Source organism: Alteromonas sp. G4i13 (assembly GCF_054960505.1).
On sequence record NZ_JBHNYX010000023.1, the window covers coordinates 1 to 23,953 of the forward strand.

Here is a 23,953-nt window from a genome sequence, read left to right on the forward strand (position 1 = left end):
TTAACAGCCAAGGTTTCAGATCTCGCTGTCTAATCTGATCTACGTTTAACCAAAGAGTATACCTTGAAAGTGGGTGATATTTGAGCGGTTAAAACAAATCTCGCTATCCTTTCTACTAGATTTTTGAGTTTAGTATTGCCATTCGAGGCAAAATCGATAATGGTTATACTAAGGTCAACAGGCCCTAGAGCAGGGAAGGTAAGGTTAAGGAATTAACGCACTTTAATAAGTTTCGATTGAACTTTGCTCTTGCATCCCCATATAAAAATGACATTTCAAACTAATTGAGAACAAGTATGACAGTTGAGCGTGAAAATCGCATTGAAATTCCTGTGCTTGCCTTGCGGGACGTGGTTGTTTACCCGCATATGGTCATACCCCTATTTGTTGGGCGTGAGAAATCAATTCGTTGTCTAGAAGCGGCAATGGATAATGACAAACAAATTTTTCTAGTAGCACAAAAAGACGCTGGCGTAGATGAACCTGAAGCGGACGACATCTATACCGTCGGTACTATTGCTACTATCCTACAACTTCTAAAGCTACCCGACGGTACGGTTAAAGTGCTGGTAGAAGGTAGTGTACGCGGTGAAATTGAAAGCTATAAGCAATCAGAGCCGTTCTTTGTTGCTAATGTAGACAAACTAACTGATGAAGAGATTGATGAGAGCGAACAAGAAGTGCTTATTCGCTCTGCGGTTTCTCAGTTTGAAGGCTATGTAAAGCTAAACAAAAAAATTCCACCAGAAGTACTGACATCACTAAATGGCATTGAAGATGCGCCTCGTTTAGCCGACACCATGGCTGCACATATGCCTCTTAAGCTTACTGAAAAGCAAAAAGTGTTAGAGATGCAGGGCGTCAATGAGCGTCTTGAATATCTGATGGCGCTGATGGAAGGCGAAATTGATTTGCTGCAGGTCGAAAAGAAAATTCGTACCCGCGTTAAAAAGCAAATGGAAAAGAGCCAGCGCGAGTACTACTTGAATGAGCAGATGAAGGCTATTCAGAAAGAGTTGGGTGAACTGGATGACGCACCTGACGAATTTGAAGCGTTATCTAAAAAGATAGCCGACGCTAAAATGCCTAAAGAAGCGGAAGATAAAGCGAAAGCTGAACTTCAAAAGCTTAAGATGATGTCACCAATGTCTGCAGAAGCTACCGTGCTTCGAAGCTACATTGAATGGTTGACTAACGTGCCGTGGAACAAGCGCTCGCCGGTTAAGAAAGATCTTTCCCGCGCAGAAGGTGTGCTTAACGAAGACCACTACGGCCTTGAGAAAGTGAAAGAGCGCATTCTTGAGTATTTAGCCGTTCAGCAGCGTGTTAAGAAGCTAAAAGGCCCAATTCTGTGTCTTGTTGGTCCTCCAGGTGTAGGTAAAACTTCATTAGGCCAGTCGATAGCTAAAGCGACAGGTCGCAAATATGTGCGTATGGCACTAGGTGGCGTACGTGACGAAGCTGAAATCCGTGGTCACCGTCGTACTTACATTGGTTCATTGCCAGGTAAGCTAGTTCAAAAAATGGCGAAAGTAGGGGTTAAAAACCCGCTCTTCTTACTTGATGAAATCGATAAGATGTCATCAGATATGCGAGGCGACCCTGCGTCAGCGCTGCTTGAAGTACTAGATCCAGAGCAAAACAATAGCTTCAGTGATCATTATCTGGAAGTCGACTACGACCTGTCAGACGTTATGTTCGTAGCCACCTCTAACAGTATGAATATTCCAGGTCCATTACTTGACCGTATGGAAGTGATTCGTCTATCTGGCTACACAGAAGATGAAAAACTCAACATTGCAAAGAACCATTTAATTGGTAAGCAAATGGAACGCAATGGGCTTAAAGCGAAGGAGTTGGAAATTACCGATTCTGCCGTTATCGGTATGATTCGATACTATACCCGTGAAGCCGGGGTTCGTAGCTTAGAGCGCGAAGTGTCGAAAGTATGCCGTAAAGCGGTGAAAGATATTTTGCTTAAGAAAAGCAAAGACAAAGTAGTAGTAACACAGGATAACCTTAAGGACTATCTTGGCGTTCAACGCTTTGACTACGGTAAAGCGGACAAAGACAATCAAATTGGCCAAGTTACAGGACTTGCTTGGACGCAGGTAGGTGGTGACTTACTGACCATTGAAACAACGTCGGTTCCGGGCAAAGGCAAAATGACATCAACGGGTTCGTTAGGTGATGTCATGCAAGAGTCTATTAAGGCTGCTATGACGGTGGTAAGAAGTCGTGCAGAAAAGCTTCGCATAAACGATGACTTCTACGAGAAACGTGATATTCACGTGCACGTACCTGAAGGTGCTACGCCGAAAGATGGCCCTAGCGCAGGTATTGCTATGTGCACTGCACTTGTCTCGTCACTTACGGGTAACCCTGTGAAGTGCGATGTAGCCATGACCGGTGAAATCACCCTACGTGGTGAGGTGCTTGCTATTGGTGGACTTAAAGAAAAACTATTAGCTGCGCATCGAGGCGGTATTAAAACTGTCGTTATTCCAAAAGATAACGAGCGTGATTTGGAAGAAATTCCAGACAACGTGAAGAAAGATTTATCAATCCATCCGGTTAAGTGGATTGATGAAGTTCTTGATATTGCACTGCAGGAACCTGTAGAAAGCGTCAAGGTGGTTAAAAAATAACTTAATCGACGGGCTACAATCCTTTGTTTTTAAAGGCGTGTAGCCGTTTTTTTGCTATAAAATTGCAATAATTGAACAAAAAATGCGCATTGAGCGAAAGAAAACCTGATTTTTTTAAAATTAGGGCTTTCAAGTCGCAAAAGTTGTGTTACCTTTAAGTGGTATTCGCTTGAAGCCTTGCCACAAAAGGGATTGCAGCGATTCATTAATAAAGTTAATTATTTGTGACTGAAGCTTGATGTTAACAATCAAGCTTGCTATAACGTTCAAGCAAAATCGTTTTGGACAAACAGTATAATAACAATCGAAGGGGATCATAATTGTGAACAAGTCTCAACTTATCGACCAAATCGCTGCTGGTGCAGACATTTCTAAAGCAGCTGCTGGCCGCGCTCTTGACGCATTCACTGACTCAGTAACTGCGGCGCTTAAAGACGGCGACCAAGTTGCACTAGTAGGCTTTGGTACTTTCTCAGTTCGCGAACGTTCAGCTCGCAGTGGCCGCAACCCACAAACTGGTGAGACTATTCAGATTTCAGCAGCGAAAGTTCCATCTTTCAAAGCTGGTAAAGCACTGAAAGACGCTTGTAACTAAGCACAAAAATTATAGAAAAAGGCGATGGCTAGTCCATCGCCTTTTTTATTTCTAAAACAAAGAATTCAATATTGGGGTCAGAGTAATGACTCTGACCCCAATATTTTAAGAGTAGAAATAACCCTACGAGGCTTGATGAGTTTTATACATGTCCTCGCAACGTTCGAACTTAACGAAAGACAGTACAAATAGTGTGTTTTGGTCGTTTATATTCGGCAGCATTGGGTTATAATCAGCGCTTATTTTATCTCGCACTCACGGATTTGTGATGGTTTGAGGTAACTGTAGTAAGCAACGGAGTTGAAGAACAATCATGCTAGAAAGAATCAGAGAAGGTTCTCAAGGCCCATGGGCGATGGCGATTATCGCGCTTATCGTTTTAAGTTTCGTATTCGCAGGTGTAGGTAGCTACCTAACATCATCAGGTACTACTGCAGTAGCTACTGTTAATGGCGAAGAAATTTCGGCACAAGAACTAGAGCGTGCATATCAGAATCAGCGTGCACAAATGGAGTCACAATACGGCGAAAGCATCGCACAGCTTTTCTCTAGTGAGCAATACCTCGCAGATTTCAGAAGAAATGTACTGGACAGACTTATTGCTGAAAAATTAATTCAGCAACAAGCGACGGACATGGGATTGCGCGTAAGTGATAAACAAATTCGCGAAACCATAACACAAATGCCTGAATTCCAGTTTGGAGGTCAGTTCGATAACGAACGTTTCCAAGCCATTCTTCGTCAAAACGGTTTTCAAGTAGCCGATTTCCGCGATTATCTGCGCGTTCAAATGACACAAAACCAGTTGGCTGCAGCGCTAACGAATTCTTCATTTGCGTTGGACGGTGAAGTACAGCAAGCGAATGCGCTACAGCGCCAAACTCGTGATGCGAAATACGTGCTAGTGAGCTCTGATGAGTTTGCCGGCTCAATCGAAGTGACAGATGCGGATGTTGAAGCTTTTTATAATAACAACATCGCCTCTTTCGATACTGACGAGCAGGTTAAACTTGCTTACGTTAAGTTAAGTGTCGATGACTTGAAAGATCGCGTTTCGGTTGATGAAGAAGCGGTTCGCACGTACTACGAAAATAACCTGGGAAGCTACGGCAAAGAAGAAGAGCGCCGTGTTTCTCATATTCTTATCGAAGCGGGCGATGATGCCGATGCAGCGAAAGCAAAAGCAGAATCATTAAAAGCAGAACTCGACAACGGTGCAGATTTTGCGGCTCTTGCAGAAGCAAACTCTGATGACACATTCTCTGCCGAAAACGGTGGTGACTTAGACTTCATTACACCAGAAATGATGGACCCAGCGTTTGATGAAGCAGCTTTTGCTTTACAAAATGTTGGCGATGTATCCGACGTAGTTGAAACCGAGTTTGGTTTTCACATCATCAAGTTAACAGACTTAAAAGAAGCACAAGTTAAATCTTTCGATGAAGTAGCGGGTGAGATTCGCGATACGCTTCTTTATGACGCGGCTATGGAAAAGTACTTTGAGCTTCAAAATACGTTAGCTGAAATTGCGTTTGAAGTACCTGATACGCTAGAAGATGCAGCGAACGCGGTTGATTTGCCTGTGCAAGAGTCAGTGGTATTTAGTCGTAACACCGCACCTGCTGATCTAAGCTTCCCTGGTTTACTAGACGTTGCTTTCTCTTCTGAACTTATTGATGAAGGGCTTAATAGCGATATTATAGAACTAGACGACGAAACCGTTGTTGTTGCGCGTGTTATTGAGCATCAGCCTCAGCGTACTCAATCTCTTGAAGAAGTACGCGAAGGCATCGAAGCCTCTGTTAAGGCTGAAAAGTCAAAAGAAGCTGCAGAAGCTTGGGCGTTTGATATCGCACAAAAAGTGCGTGCTGGAGAAAGCGTTGAAAGCGAGCTAGCTGAAAAGTCTGTGTCTTGGGAGACAGCAGCTGCTGTTCCGAGAGCGGGCGGTACACTTGCACGTGCACTCGTTGACACGCTTTTCTCTCTTGCCCTTGAAGGCGAAGATAAAGTTGATGTTGCAACAACGGTAAACGGTGACGTTGCTGTTGTTATGCTTGAAAACGTTAACGCAGCACCAGAGCTTGAGAATGAGTTGGGTGAAAGCCTGAAGCAGCGCCTTGCTCAGGTACAAGGCCAGCGCGTTTATCAACAATATATTGATGCGCTTCGCGCAAATGCAGAAGTGACTATCTCACAGACGCTATAAGCACTGCTGCGTAAAAGCTGTCGCTGCGACTAACAGTGACACCGGTAAATACTAAAAAGCCAGCCTCTTTCATAGATGCTGGCTTTTTTTTACAACACAGTGATTGGCTATTTATTTGAAGTGCGTTAGTTCGTTAAGAACAGCATCAGTGTATAAAATGCCGCAATAACACCAGATAACACGAATATGTACAGAAACCCTTGCTTGCCTTGCTCCAGAGTGTATTTGTTGGCTTGTAAATAGCCAAACCAGAGTAGTGACAAAATAAGGGGTATTAAAACAATGATTTTTAACACAGTAATGCCTTTCTTTAAGTTATGTTCTAGTTATAACAACGCGCGTTGATTTAGACAAATCTTAACGAGCCAGTCCTAGTCGCCAACTCACCCATTGTCGCCTTCCTTGTTATCACCCTTTATTATTTTTAGCTTCAGGTTACTTTGTCCGCTGTCATGGCATTGTCGTAAATCTGTTATTGCCGTGTCACTTTACATTTGTGTAATAGACTCACGTTTCATAAAGGTTTCTTATGCATGTCAATTCAGCCTTTACCTTCCATAGCGCCAGCTCGCAGTATTTATTTTTCCGAAGTGCTTATGGCAAGAGCGTCGATTACCCCACAGGACGCTGGTTGCCAAAGTTACCTGATATACAAGCTCGAAAAGCTCGGTTTCTTTTGTGAAAAATACACAATTAATGGCGTGAGCAACCTCGTCGCCAGGTGGGGGCAGGGCCCGAATCACTTTGCATTTAGCGGCCATACTGATGTAGTGCCCCCAGGTCCTCTTGATAGGTGGAAGTCACCACCTTTTAGTCCCGTAATTAGCAAAAATAAATTATATGGACGTGGTGCTGCCGATATGAAAACAGGCATCGCAGCCATGCTAGCGGCCACAGAGCGAACCATTGCCTCGTTAGATAAGGAAAAGGTCTCTTTCTGGTGGCTAATCACCAGTGATGAAGAAGGGGAGGCGGAGTGGGGCTCTAAATGGATAGCTGAGTATTTGGCATCTAAAAATGTCCAGCTTGATATGTGCCTAGTCGGTGAGCCTTCTGCATCTGCATCAACCGGCGATACGATTAAGATTGGACGCAGAGGCTCACTTTCCGGCACTATCCATATTGCAGGAAAGCAAGGTCACGTGGCTTATCCAAAGACAGCGGTAAATGCTATTCACAAAGCGAGTAACGTGATTAATGCGCTAACACAGTATCCATTTGACAAGGGGAGTGATGATTTCCCTGGTACTACGCTTCAAATAACACATATGGACACGGGAAGCTTCACTGATAACATAGTGCCTAGTGCTGTTCGTATAGAGTTTAATGTCAGATATTCGTGGCAGTTTAATCAAAACAGTTTAGCGGTATTGCTGCGCAGTATTATCAATAGCATTGATACAGAAGCCGAAGTTAGCTTTTCAAGACCCTGTGAAGCTTACTTGAGCAAGCCTAACAGTAATGCGGAGCATTGCTTAATTGCCTGCGTAGAAAAAGCGATAAAGGGCGCTACAGGGCGTTACCCTGTTATCAGTACATCTGGTGGTACTTCTGACGGGCGTTTTTTTGCTAGTGAGCACACACAAGTGGTTGAAGTGGGTGTGCCAAACACCACCATTCATCAAATAAACGAACACATTCACGTGTCTGATTTGCTCACTCTTGAAGATATTTATACCGACATTCTTAAGTATGTTGGCGAGCGATAACGACTTCTGAAATTTTCAGTAAAGCGGAAGGCCGTAGAATGAGAAAGGGAGCGTTTGTCAGAAGCTCCCTCTTCGCTTAGGCTGTGGCTTTAAGCTGAATATCGGTTAGATAGCGTTTGCGCTTTTTCTCAGTAAGTGTTTGCATGTCAACCACCACCAGTCCGTCGATACAGTCGTTAAAATCTGGGTCGACATTAAAGCCTAAAAATGCCACCCCGCCGTCTTTAGCCACTTCAGAATACTGCTTATACAGCGTTGGTACGTTTACGCCCATGTTAGCCAGTAAATGCTTTAGCTGCGTAAATTCTGCCTTGTAATCGTTACCTGTAAATTGATGTAACGCGTCGTTCGCCATTTGATAAGGTCGCTTGCAGGTCGCTTCGCCAAACTTGGCAGGGAAGTACGTGGAATAGAATTGTACCAATAAATCTTTAGCGGGTTCAGGGTAGGCATTACTGAGTGACACCGCACCAAACAGATAGCGATACTTTGGGTAGCGGCTTAAAAATGCCCCGATACCAAACCACAAATAATCTAAACTACGCTTTCCCCAATAGCGAGGCTGGACAAAGCTTCGCCCTAGCTCTAAGCCTTCTTTGAAGAGTTTATCGTTGTCCTTACCGTAATTAAATAAAGTCGCAGAGTAGAGCCCGGTAGGGTGGTCTGGCGCTGTCAAAAGCTCAGCATCGCCAAAGCGGTAGGCACCCACAATTTCTAAATCGTTGTCATCCCAAAGTACAAGGTGATAATAGTGGGAGTCGTATTGATCGATGTCTCTACGCTTGTTGGTACCTTCGCCCACGGCTCGAAACGCCACTTCTCGCAGGCGGCCAATCTCTCGCATAATCGGTGAACAGCTTTTGTGTTGGTATAGGTAAATAGATTTTCCGTCGCCAGTTTCACCTAAATGTTCGCAGTCTCGCATAGCGCGGGCCAGTTCTTTTCTGTCTTCTGGCATGGCAATGGAAGCCTGGGTTTCAAATACGCCTTTCTTGTTACTGCCAATGCGATACAAGTGGCGCTTAAACAGCTTTACCTGCTCTTTTAACGGTATGTTGGTTTGCTGGTACGCTTCAAATGGAATAAGTTCGCCAATGCGCATAGGTAAATGCTTCTTACGCTGTTTGAACATCTCTTTGACGAGCAGCGCGGTGGCTAATGGCTTGTACACCATGGACACGCCGTAAAAAAGCGGGCTATTTTTCGCGTCTATATAAACCGGCAATATCGGTGCTTTTGCTTGCTTTGCAATGCGTAAAAAACCTGTGTGCCATCTGGTGTCGCGAACACCTTGTGGGCGTAATCGAGAAACTTCACCGGCAGGAAAAATCAGTATGGCGCCGTCGCTGTTAAGGTGTTTTTGAATTGCCGATAAATGCTGTTTTGGTGTGCCTCCCTGCATATTGTTTACAGGTAACAGCATATCGTGAAGCGGTTCAATGGCCATAAGCATTTCATTGGCGACCACTTTCAAGTCGTGACGTACTTCACTAACCAGCTTTATAAGCGCAAGTGCGTCGAGTGAGCCAATCGGATGGTTAGCAATAATCACCACTCTACCTTCACTTGGAATGCGCTCTTTTTCTACATCGCGGGTGGAGTAGCTGATATTAAAATATTCCAGCACTTGCTCTACGAAATCGATATCTTCGTAATGCGGATATGCTTCACCAAATTCGGTAATTTCACGTTCGTGAAGAAGGTGCCTTAAGACGAATGACAGCGACTTAAATAGAATGGGGTTATTTGCTACTTGAGGGTAATGCTTGTTCAGTACGTCGTTTACAGTAAACATAGAACCTGTTTCTCTTCTGGTTTTGGCGAACAATAGCAGGGCAATGTGACGCTTTTCACACAGTTTCATGGCAGTTATTTGACAGTGTTAAAAAGTTGTAACTATGACCTGTTAACCTATGATGTGGGGCACAGGTCAGCAGGCCCTAACCTTTATGGATGGGTTTGGAATTCACCTGTTGCTTGGTGAGTAGCAAAAGTCAGGGGCCGTTACAGCCCCATTTGTGTAATGTCAGCTATGCTGCTTCTGAGCGAGAGGTTTTGGTTGTAATTGGTGTTACGGTGGCTGACTCTAATGAATCAAGGTAATGAATAAGAGATAAGTTACCGTTCACGTCTTCTGACAGTGCACTGCAGTTTTCTATCCAGTCCCCATCATTAATGTAGTGAATGCCGTTTTCAAAGCTGCTTTCAGGGTGATGAATATGGCCACACACAACACCGTCGAGCCCCATTTCATCGGCGCGCCTGCAGCATGCTTCTCGATAACGGGCGATGGCTTCATTCGCTCCTTTAATGTGTTTTTTAATATAGCCCGCAAGTGACCAGTATTCTCGCTTGCGCCACGCGCGTAGGCGATTAAACTCTCTATTTAGAAAAAGCAAAAGGTCGTAACCTTTATCGCCAATCCACGCATGGAATTTGCCCATAGTTACATCGCCATCGAACTGATCGCCATGTAAGACTAAATAACGCTTCCCTTGTGCTGTGGTGTGAACCAACTCTCGCTCTATTTCTATATCACCGAAGGCCATACCAGAATAAGACTGAATTGGTTCATCGTGGTTGCCGGGTAAGTACACCACACGCGTGCCGTCTTGGCTCATTTGCATGAATTTGTGCATCACTTGATTGTGCGCCTGTGGCCAGCGAAATTGTTTGGACATTTGCCACATATCAACGATATCTCCCACCAAATAGAGGGTGTCTACAGTGATGCTATTAAGAAAGGAAAGTAAGTATTCAGCTTTGCAGTCGCGATTACCCAAATGGATATCTGAAAGCCAAAGTGTTCGATAGTGTGTCTTTTTCATAGCGGTTTCCCAAAGCGATGCCTTGGATCGTCACTATAGGTTTGCAAATTGACACTACCGTGACGCTTGCTTGACCATTGTGTTACAGCAACACAAATACGCGCTATAACCCCAACTTACTCGCCACGTCTAAAAGCCTATCTCGCATCCATACATTCACTAAGTCTTCATCGGCGTGTTTGTGCCAGTACATGTGTACGGGGAGTGGGGGGACGTCAAATGGAAGGGGCAGAATTTCGATATCGAATTTATTACTGAATTGTTGGGCGAATCGCGTTGGCATGGTCAGCAAAAGATCGCATTGGCTAACTACGTTAACGGCGGCAAAGTAGTGTTCACACTGCAATGCGATGTTGCGATGTAAATTGTGCTGAGCAAGGGCTAGATCTACCGTATCTAATTTAGAGTCTTTTAAAGATACAAGCGCATGCTGTGCAACTGAGTAGCTCTTGATACACGGGTTATCTACGTAGCTATTGCTAGGCGCGCATACCACGACAAACGTTTCTTCGCAGATAAACTGTGAACGAATGTCACGGCTGGTGGGAACTAACGCGTCAATTACGATATCAAGCTCTTTAGCGGCTAACGCGGGAGCAAGCTCGGGCCAGGTAACCTGTCTACTATTCACCGTGATATTGGGAGTATGTTTTACAAGCTCAGGAATAAGCACGGGAAAAAATATAGATTCTAAAACATCTCTTAAGCCAAGGTTCACCTGACGGGGTTTATCACTTATATCAAAGCCCACTTTACCTTTTAACGTACTTTCAAGGGTTTCGATTGATTTCACAACCGATGCAATAATGCCTTGGCAAAATGGGGTAGGCACGACTTGTCGTCCATGACGAATAAACAGCGGATCATCAAATTTCTCTCGTAGACGACCTAAGGCGTGACTCACCGCAGGCTGAGTAATATGCAGTGCGTTGGCGGCTTTCGTAATGCTGCCCTGATCGTAGACCGCGCGCAGCACAACAAACAAATTTAGGTCTAATTTTCCATGCATATTATTTATGGGTTTCCATAATAAGGCATCATTTTTATTTATTATTAAACAGAGTACACTGGCTTAAATGTTAATAAAAGGTTTCTTTTATAGAGGCTTCTTTTGTAAGGGGCGTGTGCATGCAGGCATCTGTACTTACCGAGGTGTTGTTACCTCTAGCGTTGGCATTTGTTATGTTTGGTATGGGGCTAACGCTAACCCTTGCAGACTTTGCCCGACTACTTAAAGCACCTAAAGCAGTAATAACGGGTTTTATAGGGCAAATTATATTGCTGCCTATGTTGGCGCTAGGACTGTGCTTTGTTTTTGGTCTACCCGATTATATTGCGGTTGGTGTCATGGTTTTAGCGGCATGCCCAGGCGGAACGACCAGTAATTTAATCAGCCACATTGCAAAAGCAAATCTGGCCCTTTCAGTAAGCTTAACCGCTATTTCTACCATCGCTTGCGTTTTCTCAACGCCCTTTATCATTCAATTTGCTCTTGATTACTTTGTAAAAGAAAACGCGCCAGACTTTTCTATTATTCAAACAGTGATCGGGCTGGTTGGTATATCAATTGTACCGGTCATTTTAGGCATGACCATTCGTCGCTTTAACAGCAGGTTTGCCACTAAAACTGAAAGCTTCTTCCGGCAGTTTTCTATGTACTTCATGTTGCTTATGATTGTGGGCGTGCTGGTTTCAGAAAGAAACAATTTAGCCGCGTCCTTTGAAAGCGCGTTTTTGGTTTGCTTAACGTTAAATTTATCATCGGTATTGTTAGGACTCGGGCTTGCTAAACTTTCAAACCTAGCATTTAAAGACTCGCTCACGCTGGCCATTGAAATAGGCGTGCAAAACGCGGCGCTTGCAATGCTGATATGTATTACCTTTTTAGATGCGCCTGATTACGCGATTGCACCTGGTGTATACGGCGTAGCAATGTACATCGGGCCCGCACTATTGGCCCTGTGGGCAAAACGAAAAATGCGTAACGAACAGCTATCAGTGTCACTGCAAAAGACGGAATCAGTTTGATTGGATTGATAAGGCGGTCAATTCGAGAGAATAGTGAAGTACTGATTAGCGCTTAACACAATAAAGCGCAACTAAACATAAACGCCGATACAAGAATAATGAAACAAGAACAGTTAGGAAACACATCATGCGCGTATTGATTACCGGTGGCGCTACCGGCTTAGGTCAGGCCATTGCCCTTAAGTGGGCGGAAAAGTGGGCAGGCAAAGACGAGGGGTTAGATATTTGCATTGCCGATATTAACCAAGAAAGAGGCGATGAAACAGTAAATACGCTATCCGCCCAAGGTGCCAATGCGTTTTACATCCATTGCGATATAACCTCTGAAAATGATGTTCAAACGTTAGCGAACACCTTGGAAACTCGCTGGGGCGGTGTTGACACTGTGTTTAACAATGCGGGCGTTGCTTCTGGTGGCAGCCTTTTAGATGAGAGCATTGAGCAATGGCAGTGGGTGTTTGATATTAATGTGTTAGGCATGGTGAGAGTCAGTCGTGCACTCTTACCGTTAATGCGAGAGCAAGGCGGTGGCTATTTCATTAATATTGCATCGCAAGCGGGGCTAACGCCTATTCCTTATATGGGAAGTTATAACGCGGTTAAAGCTGCAGTCGTGTCGTTTTCTGAAACCATGAAGTTGGAATTAGCACCTGACAATATTGACGTTAGTGTAGTTTGTCCAAGCTTCTTCAAAACGAATTTAGATGAGTCGATGCGAAGCAGCAATCCAGCGTCGCACAAAATGCTCAATAAGTTCTTTGCCAAAGCAGACATGACGAAAGAAGACGTGGCTGAGTCCATATTTCAGCAAGTCGATAAAAAGCAGTTTCTTATTCTTACCCATAAACTGGGTAAACGCGCTTTCTTGTTAAAGAAGCTGCTGCCAACCCAGCGCTATATCAAAAATATGCTCAATCAAACGAAGATGATGAAGCGTGCAATGGAAAAGCAAAGTTAAAGCAAATTTAAAGCAAAATTAGGTAAAACGGAAACGCGCTCACCTGTGTTTGTCGCCAAGCTATCTGAAGATAATTGTCGAGCTGCTCTTGTACAGGCACAAACAGAAGTATCTTCTAGCCAAAGATTGTGAGTTAGCACTTTGAATAGGCCCTTTGAAACAGAATTACAAGAAGAATGAGATATGCAACAACAGGTCGTAGATAAAGCTGACAGCGTACGTGCAGGCGAAGAGCTAGACGTCAGCGCTGTACACAATTGGCTTAAGGAAAATATTAGTGCCTCGAGTCCATCATTGAAGGCCACGATACAAAGTAGCGATAGCTTGCCTCAAGTCACCCAGTATTCTGGGGGCGCGTCTAATTGGACGTATTGCTTGGACTATCAAGGCAGTAAACAAAACCAGAGCGAACAAACGTCGTTAATTTTGCGAAGGGCACCGGCAGGTACTAAAGCGAAAGGTGCTCACGATATGGGGCGGGAGTACCGGTTACAGCATGCGTTAAAACCTGTTTACCGCTATGTGCCAGAAATGCTTGGACTTTGTGAAGACGAGAGCGTTATAGGCACAGAGTTTTACGTAATGGAGAAGTTTACCGGCGTGATACCACGTAAGAACTTACCCAAAGGCTTAACCACGTCTGAGCAGCAAACCAAACAGCTCTGCACTAATGTACTTGATAGCTTAATCGAGCTTCATAAAGTGGATTATAAGAAAGCGGGGCTTGAGCACTTAGGTAAAGGTGCTGGCTACATAGAACGCCAAATAAGCGGGTGGAGCGAACGCTATAGTAAAGCAAAAACCTGGAATGTCCCCTCGGGTAAAAAAATAATGCGCTGGCTAGAAAACCACATGCCCGCTAATGAACGCATTTGTATTACCCACAATGACTTCCGATTCGACAACGTGGTGTTAAAGCCAGATAACTATACGCAAATTATTGGTGTGTTGGACTGGGAACTGGCGACCTTGGGGGACCCGCTTATGGACTTGGGTAATACCTTGGCGTATTGGGTACAAGCGGATGATGACTTTTTGGCCCAATCAACACGCCGCCAGCCTACTCACTTACCCGGTATGCTAACTCGAATGCAGGTGGTTGCGTACTACTGCAAAGAGATGGAAATAGATGTAGATGATTTTACCTTTTACGAGGTATACGGGCTTTTCCGTTTAGCCGGTATTGCCCAGCAAATCTACTATCGATACCACCACAAGCAAACCAATAATCCAGCGTTCAAAAACTTTTGGATCTTCATTCATTACTTAATGTGGCGTTGTAATAAGGCCATAAAAGCATCAGGAAAACGATAATGACAACAAGACGCAATATTCTGATCACAGGCGCGAGTTCAGGCCTAGGCAAGGGAATGGCGATTGAGTTTGCCAAACAGGGTTGTAACCTAGCCCTATGCGCAAGACGCTTTGAGAATTTAGAAAAATTGAAAGACGAATTGCATTCAATTAACCCAAACATTGATGTGTATATTCGCTCGCTGGATGTCAATGATCACGATGCGGTTTTTGAAGTATTCGACGCATTCAAAGCCGACATGGGAACCCTTGATAGAGTCATTGTAAACGCAGGCATGGGCAAGGGCGCGTCTATTGGCACTGGGTATTTCCACGCTAACAAGCAAACGGCGGTGACTAACTTTGTGTCGGCGCTAGCACAATGTGAAGCGGCAATGGCTATCTTTAGGGCACAAAATAGTGGTCATCTTGTGACGATTTCATCTATAAGCGCGGTGCGCGGGTTTAGACGCGCCATGACTGTATACGCGGCAACAAAAGCAGGGCTTACATCAATGACCGAAGGCATTCGAATGGATGTAATGAATACGCCAATTAACGTCACCTGTATTCACCCCGGTTTTATTCGCAGCGAAATAAACGAAAAAGTAGAGAAAGTACCGTTTATTGTTGATACCGATGTGGGCTGTCGCGCGATGGTCAATGCAATCAATAAAGAAAAAGCGAATGCGTTTGTGCCAAGCTGGCCTTGGGCCATCCTTCACTGGATCATGCGTATTGCACCGGCAAGCTCAATAAGAAAAATGAGCTGATAAGCGGATAGCTGGGATGTGAACACACCGCAAAGACTGTAACAGAGCTCGCCTAGTGGTGGGCTTTATGCTTTTAAGTCTAAATTTGAAATCAGTAACCCATGCTAATTAGCGTCGATTACAGATACAAAAAAAGCGCCGAAGGGCGCTTTTTTAACTACTAATCGTAAAGATTAACCTAGTGCTTTGATTTGTGCAGCTAGACGGCTCTTATGACGAGCAGCTTTGTTCTTGTGAATCAAGCCTTTAGTAGCCATTCTGTCAAGTACTGGAGTAGCAGCAGTAAGTGCAGCTTGTGCCGCTTCTTTGTCACCGCTTGCAATTGCAGCGATAACTTTCTTGATGCTTGTACGAGTCATTGAACGACGGCTAGCGTTGTGCTGACGACGCTTTTCGGCTTGGATTGCACGCTTCTTAGCAGACTTAATGTTAGCCAAGGTGTAACTCCCAAAATAAATTCATGTCAAAAACGAGGGTGCGGATTGTGCCTACCAAACGCCCAAATGTCAAACGATTTAAAACTTAAATCGTTCCGCGTTAAAACGCGCAAGCTATTGAACACAAAGTATGCTCAACACGTTGCACATTCTTTGCGACATTTCTCTGCGACATTTTTTGAAAGAGATTCGTAGTGATATCCTTTCAAGACATTTTAGCGATAGACATGCATAAACGACAGCACCCCATACCGGGCGCGGATTATAACAAGAAAGTTGTTAAAGATGCACAACTATTTTGAAGAAATCGTTTCACCTGCGATAGCCTTTAGTTATTATGGCTCGCTTGCAACCTAGCGTTGCCGCTTTGCGCTTGGCAGACGCCTTTGACTATCTTTCAAATGGCTGATGCAATTCAGCCTATTCTTTACCTCTTATTGGAAGTGTGACGTGTCACGGAAGTTAATAAAATCTGGTCTTATCGTCAGTATTATGACCTTGGTCTCGCGAGTATTAGGCTTGGTACGTGATGTTGTTGTTGCCAAGCTTATGGGGGATGGGGCAGCCGCTGACGTATTTTTCTTTGCTAACAAAATCCCTAATTTTCTTCGTCGTCTATTCGCTGAAGGTGCATTTGCACAAGCGTTTATTCCGGTATTAACCGAAGTCCACGAGAACGACGATAAAAAGCAGCTTAGAGAGTTCGTTGCAAAAGTCAGCGGTACATTAGGCGCTATTGTTTTTGTAGTTTCTATTATAGGGGTAATAGCATCTCCTGTTTTGGCGGCTTTATTTGGTACAGGCTGGTTTGTGGCGTGGCTCGAAGGGGACGAGGCCGGAGATAAGTTTGTGCTCGCGTCGACCATGTTAAAAATTACCTTTCCTTATTTGGCGTTTATCTCTCTGACTGGGTTGGCAGGGGCGATACTCAATACGCTCAATAAGTTTGCGGTTGCTGCCTTTACCCCTGTTTTACTTAACGTGTGCATTATTGCATGCGCAATATACTTAGCACCTACGCTGGAGCAACCCGCATACGCGCTAGCGTGGGGTGTGTTTATCGGCGGTATCGTACAGTTCTTGTTTCAACTACCGTTTTTGTTCAGGGCAGGGCTCTTGGTAAAGCCAAAGTGGGGCTGGCATGACGAAAACGTGGTAAAAGTACGCACCCTGATGATCCCTGCCTTATTCGGTGTGTCAGTAGGGCAAATCAATTTGTTGTTTGATACCTTCATCGCCAGCTTTTTAGTTACCGGTTCTATTAGCTGGTTATACTATTCAGACAGGCTGCTTGAATTTCCCCTAGGGTTGTTTGGTATTGCCATCGCAACAGTCATTTTACCTACGCTTTCCCGGAATCACGTTAGTAACAATCCCAAAGCGTTTGCTGCCAACATTGATTGGGCGTTTCGCATGGTCTGTTTATTGGGTATTCCCGCAGCTGTGGGGCTTGGCGTGATGGCAAGGCCTATTCTGACCGTTATTTTTCAGCGCGGCGCGTTTACCGCTGAAACAGCCATCATGGCGTCTTACTCACTTACTGCATACTCATTTGGCTTAATCAGCTTTATGCTGGTAAAAATTCTCGCGCCGGGGTTTTACTCCCGTCAAGACACTAAGACACCAGTGAAATTTGGTATTTGGTGTATGGTCGCTAACATGGTGTTTAACCTTATTTTAGCGATTCCGTTTGGTTATGTAGGGCTTGCTGTTGCTACCAGTATGTCAGCTACGCTTAACGCCGCTTTGCTTTATATTACGCTGCATAAACAAGGTGTATTTGCGTTAAGCCGCACATCGGTTCTGTTTATTGTGCGTGTAGTTATTGCAAGTGCAGCCATGGGCGGGCTCATTTATTATCGAGATCAAGGCTTAGCTTTCTTTGATTTGTCTCTTTCCGCCCAAATGTTAGAAGTAGGAATAACCATATCGCTGTCGGTCATACTGTTCATGACCACCATGGTTGTGCTGGGCATGCGACCCAGGCATTTCAAAAGCGGCGGCGAGTAATTTTCAGTATAACTAAAGGCGGCATGTGAGAATGGCGTGTGCGCTTGGTATTGTGCTCGCGGTCGGCTATAATCGCGAGCTTTGATTTTCTAGCAGTTAAAAGGTAGTGGCTAACAGTGGAATTTATCCGCGGGCTAAACAATGTAAAACCGCACCATAAAGGGTGTGTGCTCACTATTGGCAAGTTCGACGGCGTACACCGTGGTCATCAAGCTGTGTTGGCTAACGTGCTTGAAAAAGCGAAATCGCTATCACTTCCTGCCACCGTAATGGTGTTCGAACCTCAGCCTGAAGAAGTCTTTATGCCTGACAAAGCGCCAGCGCGTATAAGCCCTCTTCGCGAAAAGTACGAGTTGCTGCGCCAACAAGGTGTCGACAGACTGCTTGCTGTGCGATTTAACGCGGAGTTTGCTAAGCAAAGTGCCGATACCTTCGTTCACGATTTATTGGTGGACAAACTGGGTGTTAAATTTCTTGTTGTTGGCGACGATTTCCGTTTTGGCAATGGCCGCAAAGGGGATTTCGAAATGCTCGAGGCGGCAGGTCGCCAATACGGTTTCGAAGTAGTAAGCACCCACAGTTTTACCATGCATGCCCATCGAATAAGCTCTACCGCGGTGCGAGAAGCGTTGGCTGACAGCGACTTCGGTTTGTCTACCGAAATGCTAGGGCGCCCGTTTGCTATTCACGGTAGGGTGGTTCACGGCGAGAAAAAAGGTCGCACCATTGGTTTTCCCACCGCGAATGTCATGCTAAAACGCCAAAAAACGCCAATTCACGGCGTGTTCGCAGTTCGTGTCGACGTAGATGGTAAACACTATAACGGCGTTGCGAACATTGGTACCCGTCCTACTGTTAACGGGGTAAGAAACCAGTTAGAAGTCCATATTTTTGATTTGTCATCTGACCTTTACGGCAAGCCCATTACGGTGTTTCCGATGGCAAAAATAAGAGATGAAATTAAATTTGATTCTTTTGAGGCGTTGAAAGATCAAATTCAAGCAGATGCAGCACAAGCGCGTCTGTTATTAGCATAGTTAAACGTGATAAAGTCACGAAAAGTTTTTGCGCGTATCAGTTTTATTGAGCTCGATTTTTTTAAACGTGGATCCTTGTTCGCGAAACGCGTAAGTAAGTCACTGTGCTAGAACATTTAACGTCAGCCTTGCGCTAGTAAGAACGACACACAGTTTTACGTTGAACCTTTTACATTCAGCGTTTTAATTTGAACATCGCAAAATGAATATCGCCTTCACAATGTGTTAGTGCATTGGGTGAAAATTAAGGTAACCGGATAATACAATTTTATGAGTGATTACAAAGCCACACTGAACCTTCCAGAAACTGCGTTTCCTATGCGCGGTAACCTTGCTCAGCGCGAGCCGAAAATGCTTAAAGACTGGCAGGAAAAAGGGGTATACAGCAAAATTCGTGAAGCGAAAAAAGGCAAAAAGCCATTTATTCTTCACGATGGCCCTCCTTATGCAAATGGCGATATTCACATTGGTCACGCGGTTAACAAAATTCTCAAAGATATTATTGTAAAGTCGAAAAACCTTTCTGACTTCGATTCTCCGTACGTTCCTGGATGGGACTGTCACGGTTTGCCGATTGAATTGATGGTAGAAAAGAAAGTTGGTAAGCCAGGTAAGAAAGTTACTGCGGCTGAATTTCGCCAGAAGTGTCGCGAATACGCACAAAAGCAAATTGACGGCCAAATGGCTGACTTTAAACGCTTAGGTGTGTTTGGTGAATGGGATAACCCATACAAAACGATGGACTTCAAATCTGAAGCCGACATCATTCGTGCATTAAGTAAAATTGTAGACTCTGGTCACTTAGAAAAGGGCTTCAAACCTGTTCACTGGTGTACAGATTGTGGTTCGGCACTTGCTGAAGCAGAAGTTGAATACAAAGACAAAGTATCACCTGCTATCGACGTTAAGTTCCCAGTAGCTGATGTGGCTGCTATTGCAGAAGCGTTTGGTGTGTCTGAAGGTGATTTAACCACACACAAAGCAGGTGTAGTTATTTGGACTACCACACCGTGGACACTGCCAGCCAACCGTGCAATCAGCTTACACCCAGAGCTTACCTATGCGATTGTTGAAGTTCAGCCTTCAAATGAATGGCTAGTGGTAGCGCAGGACCTGCTTGAAAGCTGCATGAACCGTTACGGCGTTGAAGATTTCCGTGAAGTGGCAACCTGCACTGGTGCTGCGCTTGATAAGCTTAAAGTTAATCACCCATTCTTAGACCTTGAAGTTCCGTTAATTCTAGGCGACCACGTTACGACTGAGTCTGGTACAGGTTGTGTACACACAGCGCCAGCCCATGGTGTTGACGACTTTAACGTGGGCAAGCAATACGATATCGAAGTGTACAATCCGGTAGGCAACAATGGCGTGTACCTTGAAAACACACCGCTGTTTGCAGGTCAGTTTGTATTTAAAGCCAACGATGAAATTATCGAAACGGTTAAAGAGAAGGGTAACCTTGTTCTAAACGTAAAATACGAGCACAGCTACCCGCATTGCTGGCGCCACAAAACGCCAATCATCTTCCGCGCTACGCCTCAGTGGTTTGTAAGCATGGATAAAAAAGGCCTTCGCGCTGAATCACTTGAACAAATTAAGCAAACCAAATGGATCCCAGACTGGGGCCAAAACCGCATTGAGAAAATGGTTGAAGGTCGTCCAGATTGGTGTATCTCTCGTCAACGTACGTGGGGCGTGCCTATTCCTTTGTATGTGCACAAACTTACCGGTGAAATCCACCCAGAGTCTGCGGCGTTAATGGAAAAGGTGGCACAAGAAGTTGAAGCTAAAGGCATTCAAGCGTGGTGGGATCTCGACGATGCAGCCCTGCTTGGTAGCGAATTAGACAACTATGAAAAAGTGACCGATACCTTAGACGTTTGGTTTGACTCGGGTGTAACGCATTACTTCGTTGTCGATCGTCGCGATGACATTCCGGCCTCTGCCGATTTATATCTTGAAGGTTCTGACCAGCATCGCGGTTGGTTTATGTCTTCGCTTATGTCATCAACTGCCATGCACGGTCACGCGCCTTATAAAGAAGTGCTAACACACGGCTTTACGGTAGATGCCCACGGCAGAAAAATGTCGAAGTCGGTAGGTAACGTTGTAGCACCTCAGGAAGTGACTAACAAATTAGGCGCAGACATCCTTCGTCTATGGGTGGCATCTACTGATTATCGCGGTGAAATTGCGGTATCGGATGAAATTTTAAAGCGTGCTGCAGATGGCTATCGCCGCGTACGTAACACCGCACGTTTCTTGCTTGCGAACCTGAATGGTTTCGCTGTTGAAGATGCGGTTGCAGAAGAAGATATGGTCGCGCTCGACCGCTGGATTGTTGCTCGTGCAAAGGCACTTCAAGAAGAGCTTATCGAAGCGTATGACAACTACGACTTGCTGGTAGTGTCACAGAAGCTTACGCATTTCTGCTCAATTGAGTTAGGTTCGTTCTATTTAGACGTGATTAAAGACCGTCAGTACACGGCAAAAGCAGATGGCCTTGCCCGTCGCTCATGCCAAACGGCGATGTATCATATTATCGAAGCATTGGTTCGCTGGATGGCGCCTATTACCAGCTTTACTGCTCAAGAAATCTGGGAAACGTTACCAGGTGAGCGCAGCGAGTTTGTATTCACTGAAACCTGGTACGAAGGGTTTAATAACTTCACGCAAAGCGATACGTTTAACGATGCCCTATGGCATCAAGTGCTAAGCGTAAAAGATGCCGCAAACCAGGCGATGGAACAGGCGCGTAAAGATGGCGAGCTAGGTGGCTCACTAGAAGCGAGTATTTCGCTTTATGCTACCGAGTCGTTGTACAACGTACTTGCAAAGCTTGAAGACGAGCTACGCTTCGTACTTATTACATCAGGCGTTACGCTAACGAAAGTTGACAGTGCACCGTCTGATGCGAAAGCTACAGACGTTGAAGGTTTATGGTTGAGCGTTGATAAAGCAAGCGGTGAAAAGTGTGTTCGCTGCTGGCATCACCGTGAAGATGTAGGCTCACATGAAGGTCACGAAGAGCTTTGTGGTCGCTGTGTGACAAACATTGATGGTGATGGAGAAGAGCGCCACTATGCTTAAGCTTTTTCGCGAAACAGGCTTGCGTTTTTTGTGGATAAGCGCAATTGCGTTTATCCTCGACCAATGGAGTAAGTACACGGTTATCGACAGTATGTCTTTGTATCAGTCGATACAGGTATTGCCGTTTTTTAACTTTACTTACGTACATAATTACGGCGCCGCATTTAGCTTTTTAGAAAATGCAGGTGGCTGGCAGCGCTGGTTCTTCACTGCCATTGCTGTTGTAGTAAGTCTAGTGATTTTGTGGTGGCTGAAGCAGTCACCCCGTTCGCAAAAAATGCTGCCCGTTGCGTTTGCCTTTATTCTAGGTGGTGCACTAGGCAATGTTTACGACCGTTTAGTCCATGGTTATGTCATCGACTTTTTAGATTTTTACGTAAACAATTACCACTGGCCAGCGTTTAACATTGCCGACAGCGCAATATTTATAGGCGCGGCTTTACTTATTATCGACATGTTTAAAAATGGCGATAAAAAAAGCGAAGGCAACGGTGCAGACGCGCAAACAAGCGCGGCAGACAGTAGCGAAACCATTAAGTAGTATTCGGAAAGGTTATGACAGACTCATTGATAATTGGTGCTGATAACGAAGTTATTCTTCACTTTGATTTAAAGCTAGAAGATGGCTCTGCCGCTGACAGTACTCGTGTAAACAACAAACCTGCCAAAATGGTGATGGGTGACGGTAGCCTTACGCCGAATTTTGAAGCGTGTTTACTTGGGCTTAAAAAAGGTGACAAAAAGTCATTTAAATTAGGCCCTGAAGATGCATTCGGCCAGTCTGATCCGAATAATATTCACTATATGGATAGAAGCCGCTTTGGTGCAGATTTGCAGGTTGAGGAAGGCATGATTTTAGCGTTTGCTCAGCCTGACGGTTCAGAGATTCCGGGGATTATTCGAAGTGCTGCTGGAGACTCTGTTACGGTAGACTTCAATCACCCGCTAGCAGGGCAAACGGTTATCTTTGACGTTGAAATTATTGATGTTAAACCTGGCGTGTCAGCACAAGGTGGAAACTAGTTATGCAAATTCATTTAGCTAACCCTCGTGGCTTCTGCGCGGGCGTTGATAGAGCTATCACCATCGTTGAACGCGCGCTTGAAATGTTCGAGCCGCCCATTTATGTACGCCACGAAGTGGTACACAATAAATTTGTGGTAGATGGGCTACGTGAGCGTGGTGCGCTATTTGTTGATGAGCTTCACGAAGTACCAGACGACAGCATAGTAATATTTTCTGCCCATGGCGTATCGCAAGCGGTAAGAAAAGAAGCGGAAAATCGCGGTTTAAAGGTCTTTGATGCCACGTGCCCCTTAGTGACGAAAGTACATATGGAAGTTACCCGCGCTAGCAAAACGGGCACTGAATGTGTCTTGATTGGTCATGCTGGTCACCCTGAAGTAGAGGGCACCATGGGGCAGTACAGCAATGAAGATGGCGGTATTTATTTAGTTGAATCTGAAGCTGATGTGGCAACGCTTGAAGTTAAAGATCCGACCAACCTTTATTATTGCAGCCAAACTACGCTGTCTGTTGATGATACCGCCGATGTTATTGATGCACTTCGCGCTAAGTTCCCCAAAATCAATGGTCCGAGAAAAGACGACATTTGCTATGCCACGCAGAATCGCCAAGACGCGGTTCGCGACCTAGCCCAAGATTGTCAGGTTTTACTGGTTGTTGGGGCACAGAATAGCTCAAACTCGAACCGTCTTCGCGAGTTGGCTGAAAAAATTGGCGCAAAAGCGTATTTGATTGCTGACGCTAATTGCATTCAAGAGGAATGGCTAGAAGGTGTAGAGCATATTGGCGTTACTGCAGGCGCGTCTGCACCGGAAGTGTTAGTGCAAGGTGTGGTAAACAAGCTCAAAGCGTGGGGTGCTGTTTCAGCTTCTGAGCGTGCTGGACGCGAAGAGAATGTGGAATTTGCTGTACCTAAAGAGCTGCGTGTTAAACAGGTCGTTTAATTTATCCGCACTATCAAAATAAAAAAACACCGCACTTAGTTGCGGTGTTTTTTTATGCTTTTGTCTACTGGAAATTCAACAAGTTGCGAATGGATAATAATACCTTTAGAACTGGGTATTTTAACATGAACAGGCTACACGGTTCGGCTTTAAGGTAGCACCTTTTGTGCCGTAAACGTACATTGTAAAGCGGTGTTATAGCACGCTAACCATTTAGAGCCTGTTACTTTAAAGATAAAATGGTTGAACAGTCTGCCTTGTATTTGCTTGCTAGAACAGGTCACAGAAAATTATACGTTTTAATAACCATTGATACCCAGTGTTATACGCTTTTGTCTTACTATACTACATTGGTGATAACACCAATTTGA

18 protein-coding genes are annotated in these 23,953 nt (G+C 44.8%); 14 read left to right on the forward strand and 4 right to left on the reverse strand.

What is annotated here, in order from left to right:
• Positions 1–296: 296 nt before the first annotated feature.
• From lon to dapE, 4 genes are all read left to right on the forward strand, one after another.
• Positions 297–2,648: an endopeptidase La gene (gene lon, locus ACFI6J_RS12465; RefSeq protein ID WP_039228334.1), complete on the forward strand. Its 2,352-nt coding sequence runs from the start codon at positions 297–299 to the stop codon at positions 2,646–2,648.
• 322 nt (positions 2,649–2,970) lie between these two features.
• Positions 2,971–3,243: a nucleoid-associated protein HU-beta gene (hupB, locus tag ACFI6J_RS12470; protein ID WP_012518978.1), complete on the forward strand. Its 273-nt coding sequence runs from the start codon at positions 2,971–2,973 to the stop codon at positions 3,241–3,243.
• A gap of 313 nt (positions 3,244–3,556) precedes the next feature.
• Complete coding sequence (locus ACFI6J_RS12475) at positions 3,557–5,449, forward strand: SurA N-terminal domain-containing protein (RefSeq protein ID WP_049586561.1); 1,893 nt, start codon at positions 3,557–3,559, stop codon at positions 5,447–5,449.
• A 533-nt stretch (positions 5,450–5,982) separates the two neighbouring features.
• Entirely contained in the window at positions 5,983–7,158 is a 1,176-nt protein-coding gene (gene dapE / locus ACFI6J_RS12480; protein WP_348670908.1) for a succinyl-diaminopimelate desuccinylase, read from the forward strand.
• Between the two features lie 76 nt (positions 7,159–7,234).
• Here the strand turns inward: dapE and olsF are convergent, their stop codons facing one another.
• The 3 genes from olsF to ACFI6J_RS12495 all read right to left on the reverse strand — a co-directional run bounded on the left by olsF (position 7,235) and on the right by ACFI6J_RS12495 (position 10,995).
• Entirely contained in the window at positions 7,235–8,953 is a 1,719-nt protein-coding gene (gene olsF, locus ACFI6J_RS12485; protein WP_049586632.1) for a bifunctional ornithine lipid synthase OlsF, read from the reverse strand.
• Positions 8,954–9,188: 235 nt separating this feature from the next.
• Positions 9,189–9,986 (reverse strand): UDP-2,3-diacylglucosamine diphosphatase, encoded by a 798-nt coding sequence (locus tag ACFI6J_RS12490; protein ID WP_156078605.1) that lies wholly within the window; start codon positions 9,984–9,986, stop codon positions 9,189–9,191.
• Between the two features lie 103 nt (positions 9,987–10,089).
• Positions 10,090–10,995: a LysR family transcriptional regulator gene (locus tag ACFI6J_RS12495; protein WP_156078604.1), complete on the reverse strand. Its 906-nt coding sequence runs from the start codon at positions 10,993–10,995 to the stop codon at positions 10,090–10,092.
• Between the two features lie 119 nt (positions 10,996–11,114).
• Here ACFI6J_RS12495 and ACFI6J_RS12500 point away from each other — a divergent pair, with 119 nt between their 5' ends.
• From ACFI6J_RS12500 to ACFI6J_RS12515, 4 genes are all read left to right on the forward strand, one after another.
• Positions 11,115–12,014 carry a bile acid:sodium symporter family protein gene (locus ACFI6J_RS12500; protein WP_156078603.1) on the forward strand — a complete coding sequence of 300 codons (900 nt, stop codon included), beginning with the start codon at positions 11,115–11,117 and terminating at the stop codon, positions 12,012–12,014.
• Positions 12,015–12,141: 127 nt separating this feature from the next.
• Positions 12,142–12,972: an SDR family oxidoreductase gene (locus ACFI6J_RS12505; RefSeq protein WP_039228324.1), complete on the forward strand. Its 831-nt coding sequence runs from the start codon at positions 12,142–12,144 to the stop codon at positions 12,970–12,972.
• Positions 12,973–13,155: 183 nt separating this feature from the next.
• On the forward strand, positions 13,156–14,286 hold the full coding sequence (locus tag ACFI6J_RS12510; RefSeq protein ID WP_348670909.1) for a phosphotransferase family protein: 1,131 nt from the start codon (positions 13,156–13,158) through the stop codon (positions 14,284–14,286).
• A complete protein-coding gene (locus ACFI6J_RS12515) occupies positions 14,286–15,038 on the forward strand; it encodes an SDR family oxidoreductase (RefSeq protein ID WP_039216949.1) in 753 nt (250 codons plus the stop codon). Before ACFI6J_RS12510 ends, ACFI6J_RS12515 begins: the two co-directional genes overlap by 1 nt.
• A 173-nt stretch (positions 15,039–15,211) precedes the next feature.
• Here the strand turns inward: ACFI6J_RS12515 and rpsT are convergent, their stop codons facing one another.
• Complete coding sequence (rpsT, locus tag ACFI6J_RS12520) at positions 15,212–15,475, reverse strand: 30S ribosomal protein S20 (protein ID WP_014950134.1); 264 nt, start codon at positions 15,473–15,475, stop codon at positions 15,212–15,214.
• A gap of 450 nt (positions 15,476–15,925) precedes the next feature.
• Here rpsT and murJ point away from each other — a divergent pair, with 450 nt between their 5' ends.
• The 6 genes from murJ (at position 15,926) to ispH (ending at position 23,582) form a co-directional block, all read left to right on the forward strand.
• Positions 15,926–17,485, forward strand: a complete 1,560-nt coding sequence (murJ, locus tag ACFI6J_RS12525; protein ID WP_348670910.1) for a murein biosynthesis integral membrane protein MurJ — start codon at positions 15,926–15,928, stop codon at positions 17,483–17,485.
• Between the two features lie 116 nt (positions 17,486–17,601).
• The gene (ribF, locus tag ACFI6J_RS12530) at positions 17,602–18,522 is read left to right on the forward strand and encodes a bifunctional riboflavin kinase/FAD synthetase (protein ID WP_014950132.1); all 921 of its coding nucleotides are present in this window, start codon (positions 17,602–17,604) and stop codon (positions 18,520–18,522) included.
• A gap of 270 nt (positions 18,523–18,792) precedes the next feature.
• On the forward strand, positions 18,793–21,612 hold the full coding sequence (gene ileS / locus ACFI6J_RS12535; RefSeq protein WP_283614773.1) for an isoleucine--tRNA ligase: 2,820 nt from the start codon (positions 18,793–18,795) through the stop codon (positions 21,610–21,612).
• Complete coding sequence (lspA, locus tag ACFI6J_RS12540) at positions 21,605–22,153, forward strand: signal peptidase II (RefSeq protein WP_348670739.1); 549 nt, start codon at positions 21,605–21,607, stop codon at positions 22,151–22,153. The genes ileS and lspA overlap by 8 nt, the downstream gene beginning before the upstream one ends.
• 14 nt (positions 22,154–22,167) lie before the next feature.
• Entirely contained in the window at positions 22,168–22,635 is a 468-nt protein-coding gene (fkpB, locus tag ACFI6J_RS12545; protein ID WP_014950129.1) for an FKBP-type peptidyl-prolyl cis-trans isomerase, read from the forward strand.
• A gap of 2 nt (positions 22,636–22,637) precedes the next feature.
• Entirely contained in the window at positions 22,638–23,582 is a 945-nt protein-coding gene (gene ispH, locus ACFI6J_RS12550) for a 4-hydroxy-3-methylbut-2-enyl diphosphate reductase (protein WP_049586577.1), read from the forward strand.
• The last annotated feature ends 371 nt before the right edge of the window (positions 23,583–23,953 follow it).

Excerpts from the sequence above, each read along its gene's own strand:
- ispH (WP_049586577.1), top strand. The coding sequence starts at position 22,638 with ATGCAAATTCATTTAGCTAACCCTCGTGGCTTCTGCGCGGGCGTTGAT.
- ACFI6J_RS12515 (WP_039216949.1), top strand. The coding sequence starts at position 14,286 with ATGACAACAAGACGCAATATTCTGATCACAGGCGCGAGTTCAGGCCTA.
- ACFI6J_RS12490 (WP_156078605.1), bottom strand. The coding sequence starts at position 9,986 with ATGAAAAAGACACACTATCGAACACTTTGGCTTTCAGATATCCATTTG.
- ACFI6J_RS12510 (WP_348670909.1), top strand. The coding sequence starts at position 13,156 with ATGCAACAACAGGTCGTAGATAAAGCTGACAGCGTACGTGCAGGCGAA.
- lspA (WP_348670739.1), top strand. The coding sequence starts at position 21,605 with ATGCTTAAGCTTTTTCGCGAAACAGGCTTGCGTTTTTTGTGGATAAGC.
- dapE (WP_348670908.1), top strand. The coding sequence starts at position 5,983 with ATGTCAATTCAGCCTTTACCTTCCATAGCGCCAGCTCGCAGTATTTAT.
- ACFI6J_RS12495 (WP_156078604.1), bottom strand. The coding sequence starts at position 10,995 with ATGCATGGAAAATTAGACCTAAATTTGTTTGTTGTGCTGCGCGCGGTC.
- olsF (WP_049586632.1), bottom strand. The coding sequence starts at position 8,953 with ATGTTTACTGTAAACGACGTACTGAACAAGCATTACCCTCAAGTAGCA.
- lon (WP_039228334.1), top strand. The coding sequence starts at position 297 with ATGACAGTTGAGCGTGAAAATCGCATTGAAATTCCTGTGCTTGCCTTG.
- ACFI6J_RS12500 (WP_156078603.1), top strand. The coding sequence starts at position 11,115 with ATGCAGGCATCTGTACTTACCGAGGTGTTGTTACCTCTAGCGTTGGCA.
- ACFI6J_RS12505 (WP_039228324.1), top strand. The coding sequence starts at position 12,142 with ATGCGCGTATTGATTACCGGTGGCGCTACCGGCTTAGGTCAGGCCATT.
- fkpB (WP_014950129.1), top strand. The coding sequence starts at position 22,168 with ATGACAGACTCATTGATAATTGGTGCTGATAACGAAGTTATTCTTCAC.
- ACFI6J_RS12475 (WP_049586561.1), top strand. The coding sequence starts at position 3,557 with ATGCTAGAAAGAATCAGAGAAGGTTCTCAAGGCCCATGGGCGATGGCG.
- ileS (WP_283614773.1), top strand. The coding sequence starts at position 18,793 with ATGAGTGATTACAAAGCCACACTGAACCTTCCAGAAACTGCGTTTCCT.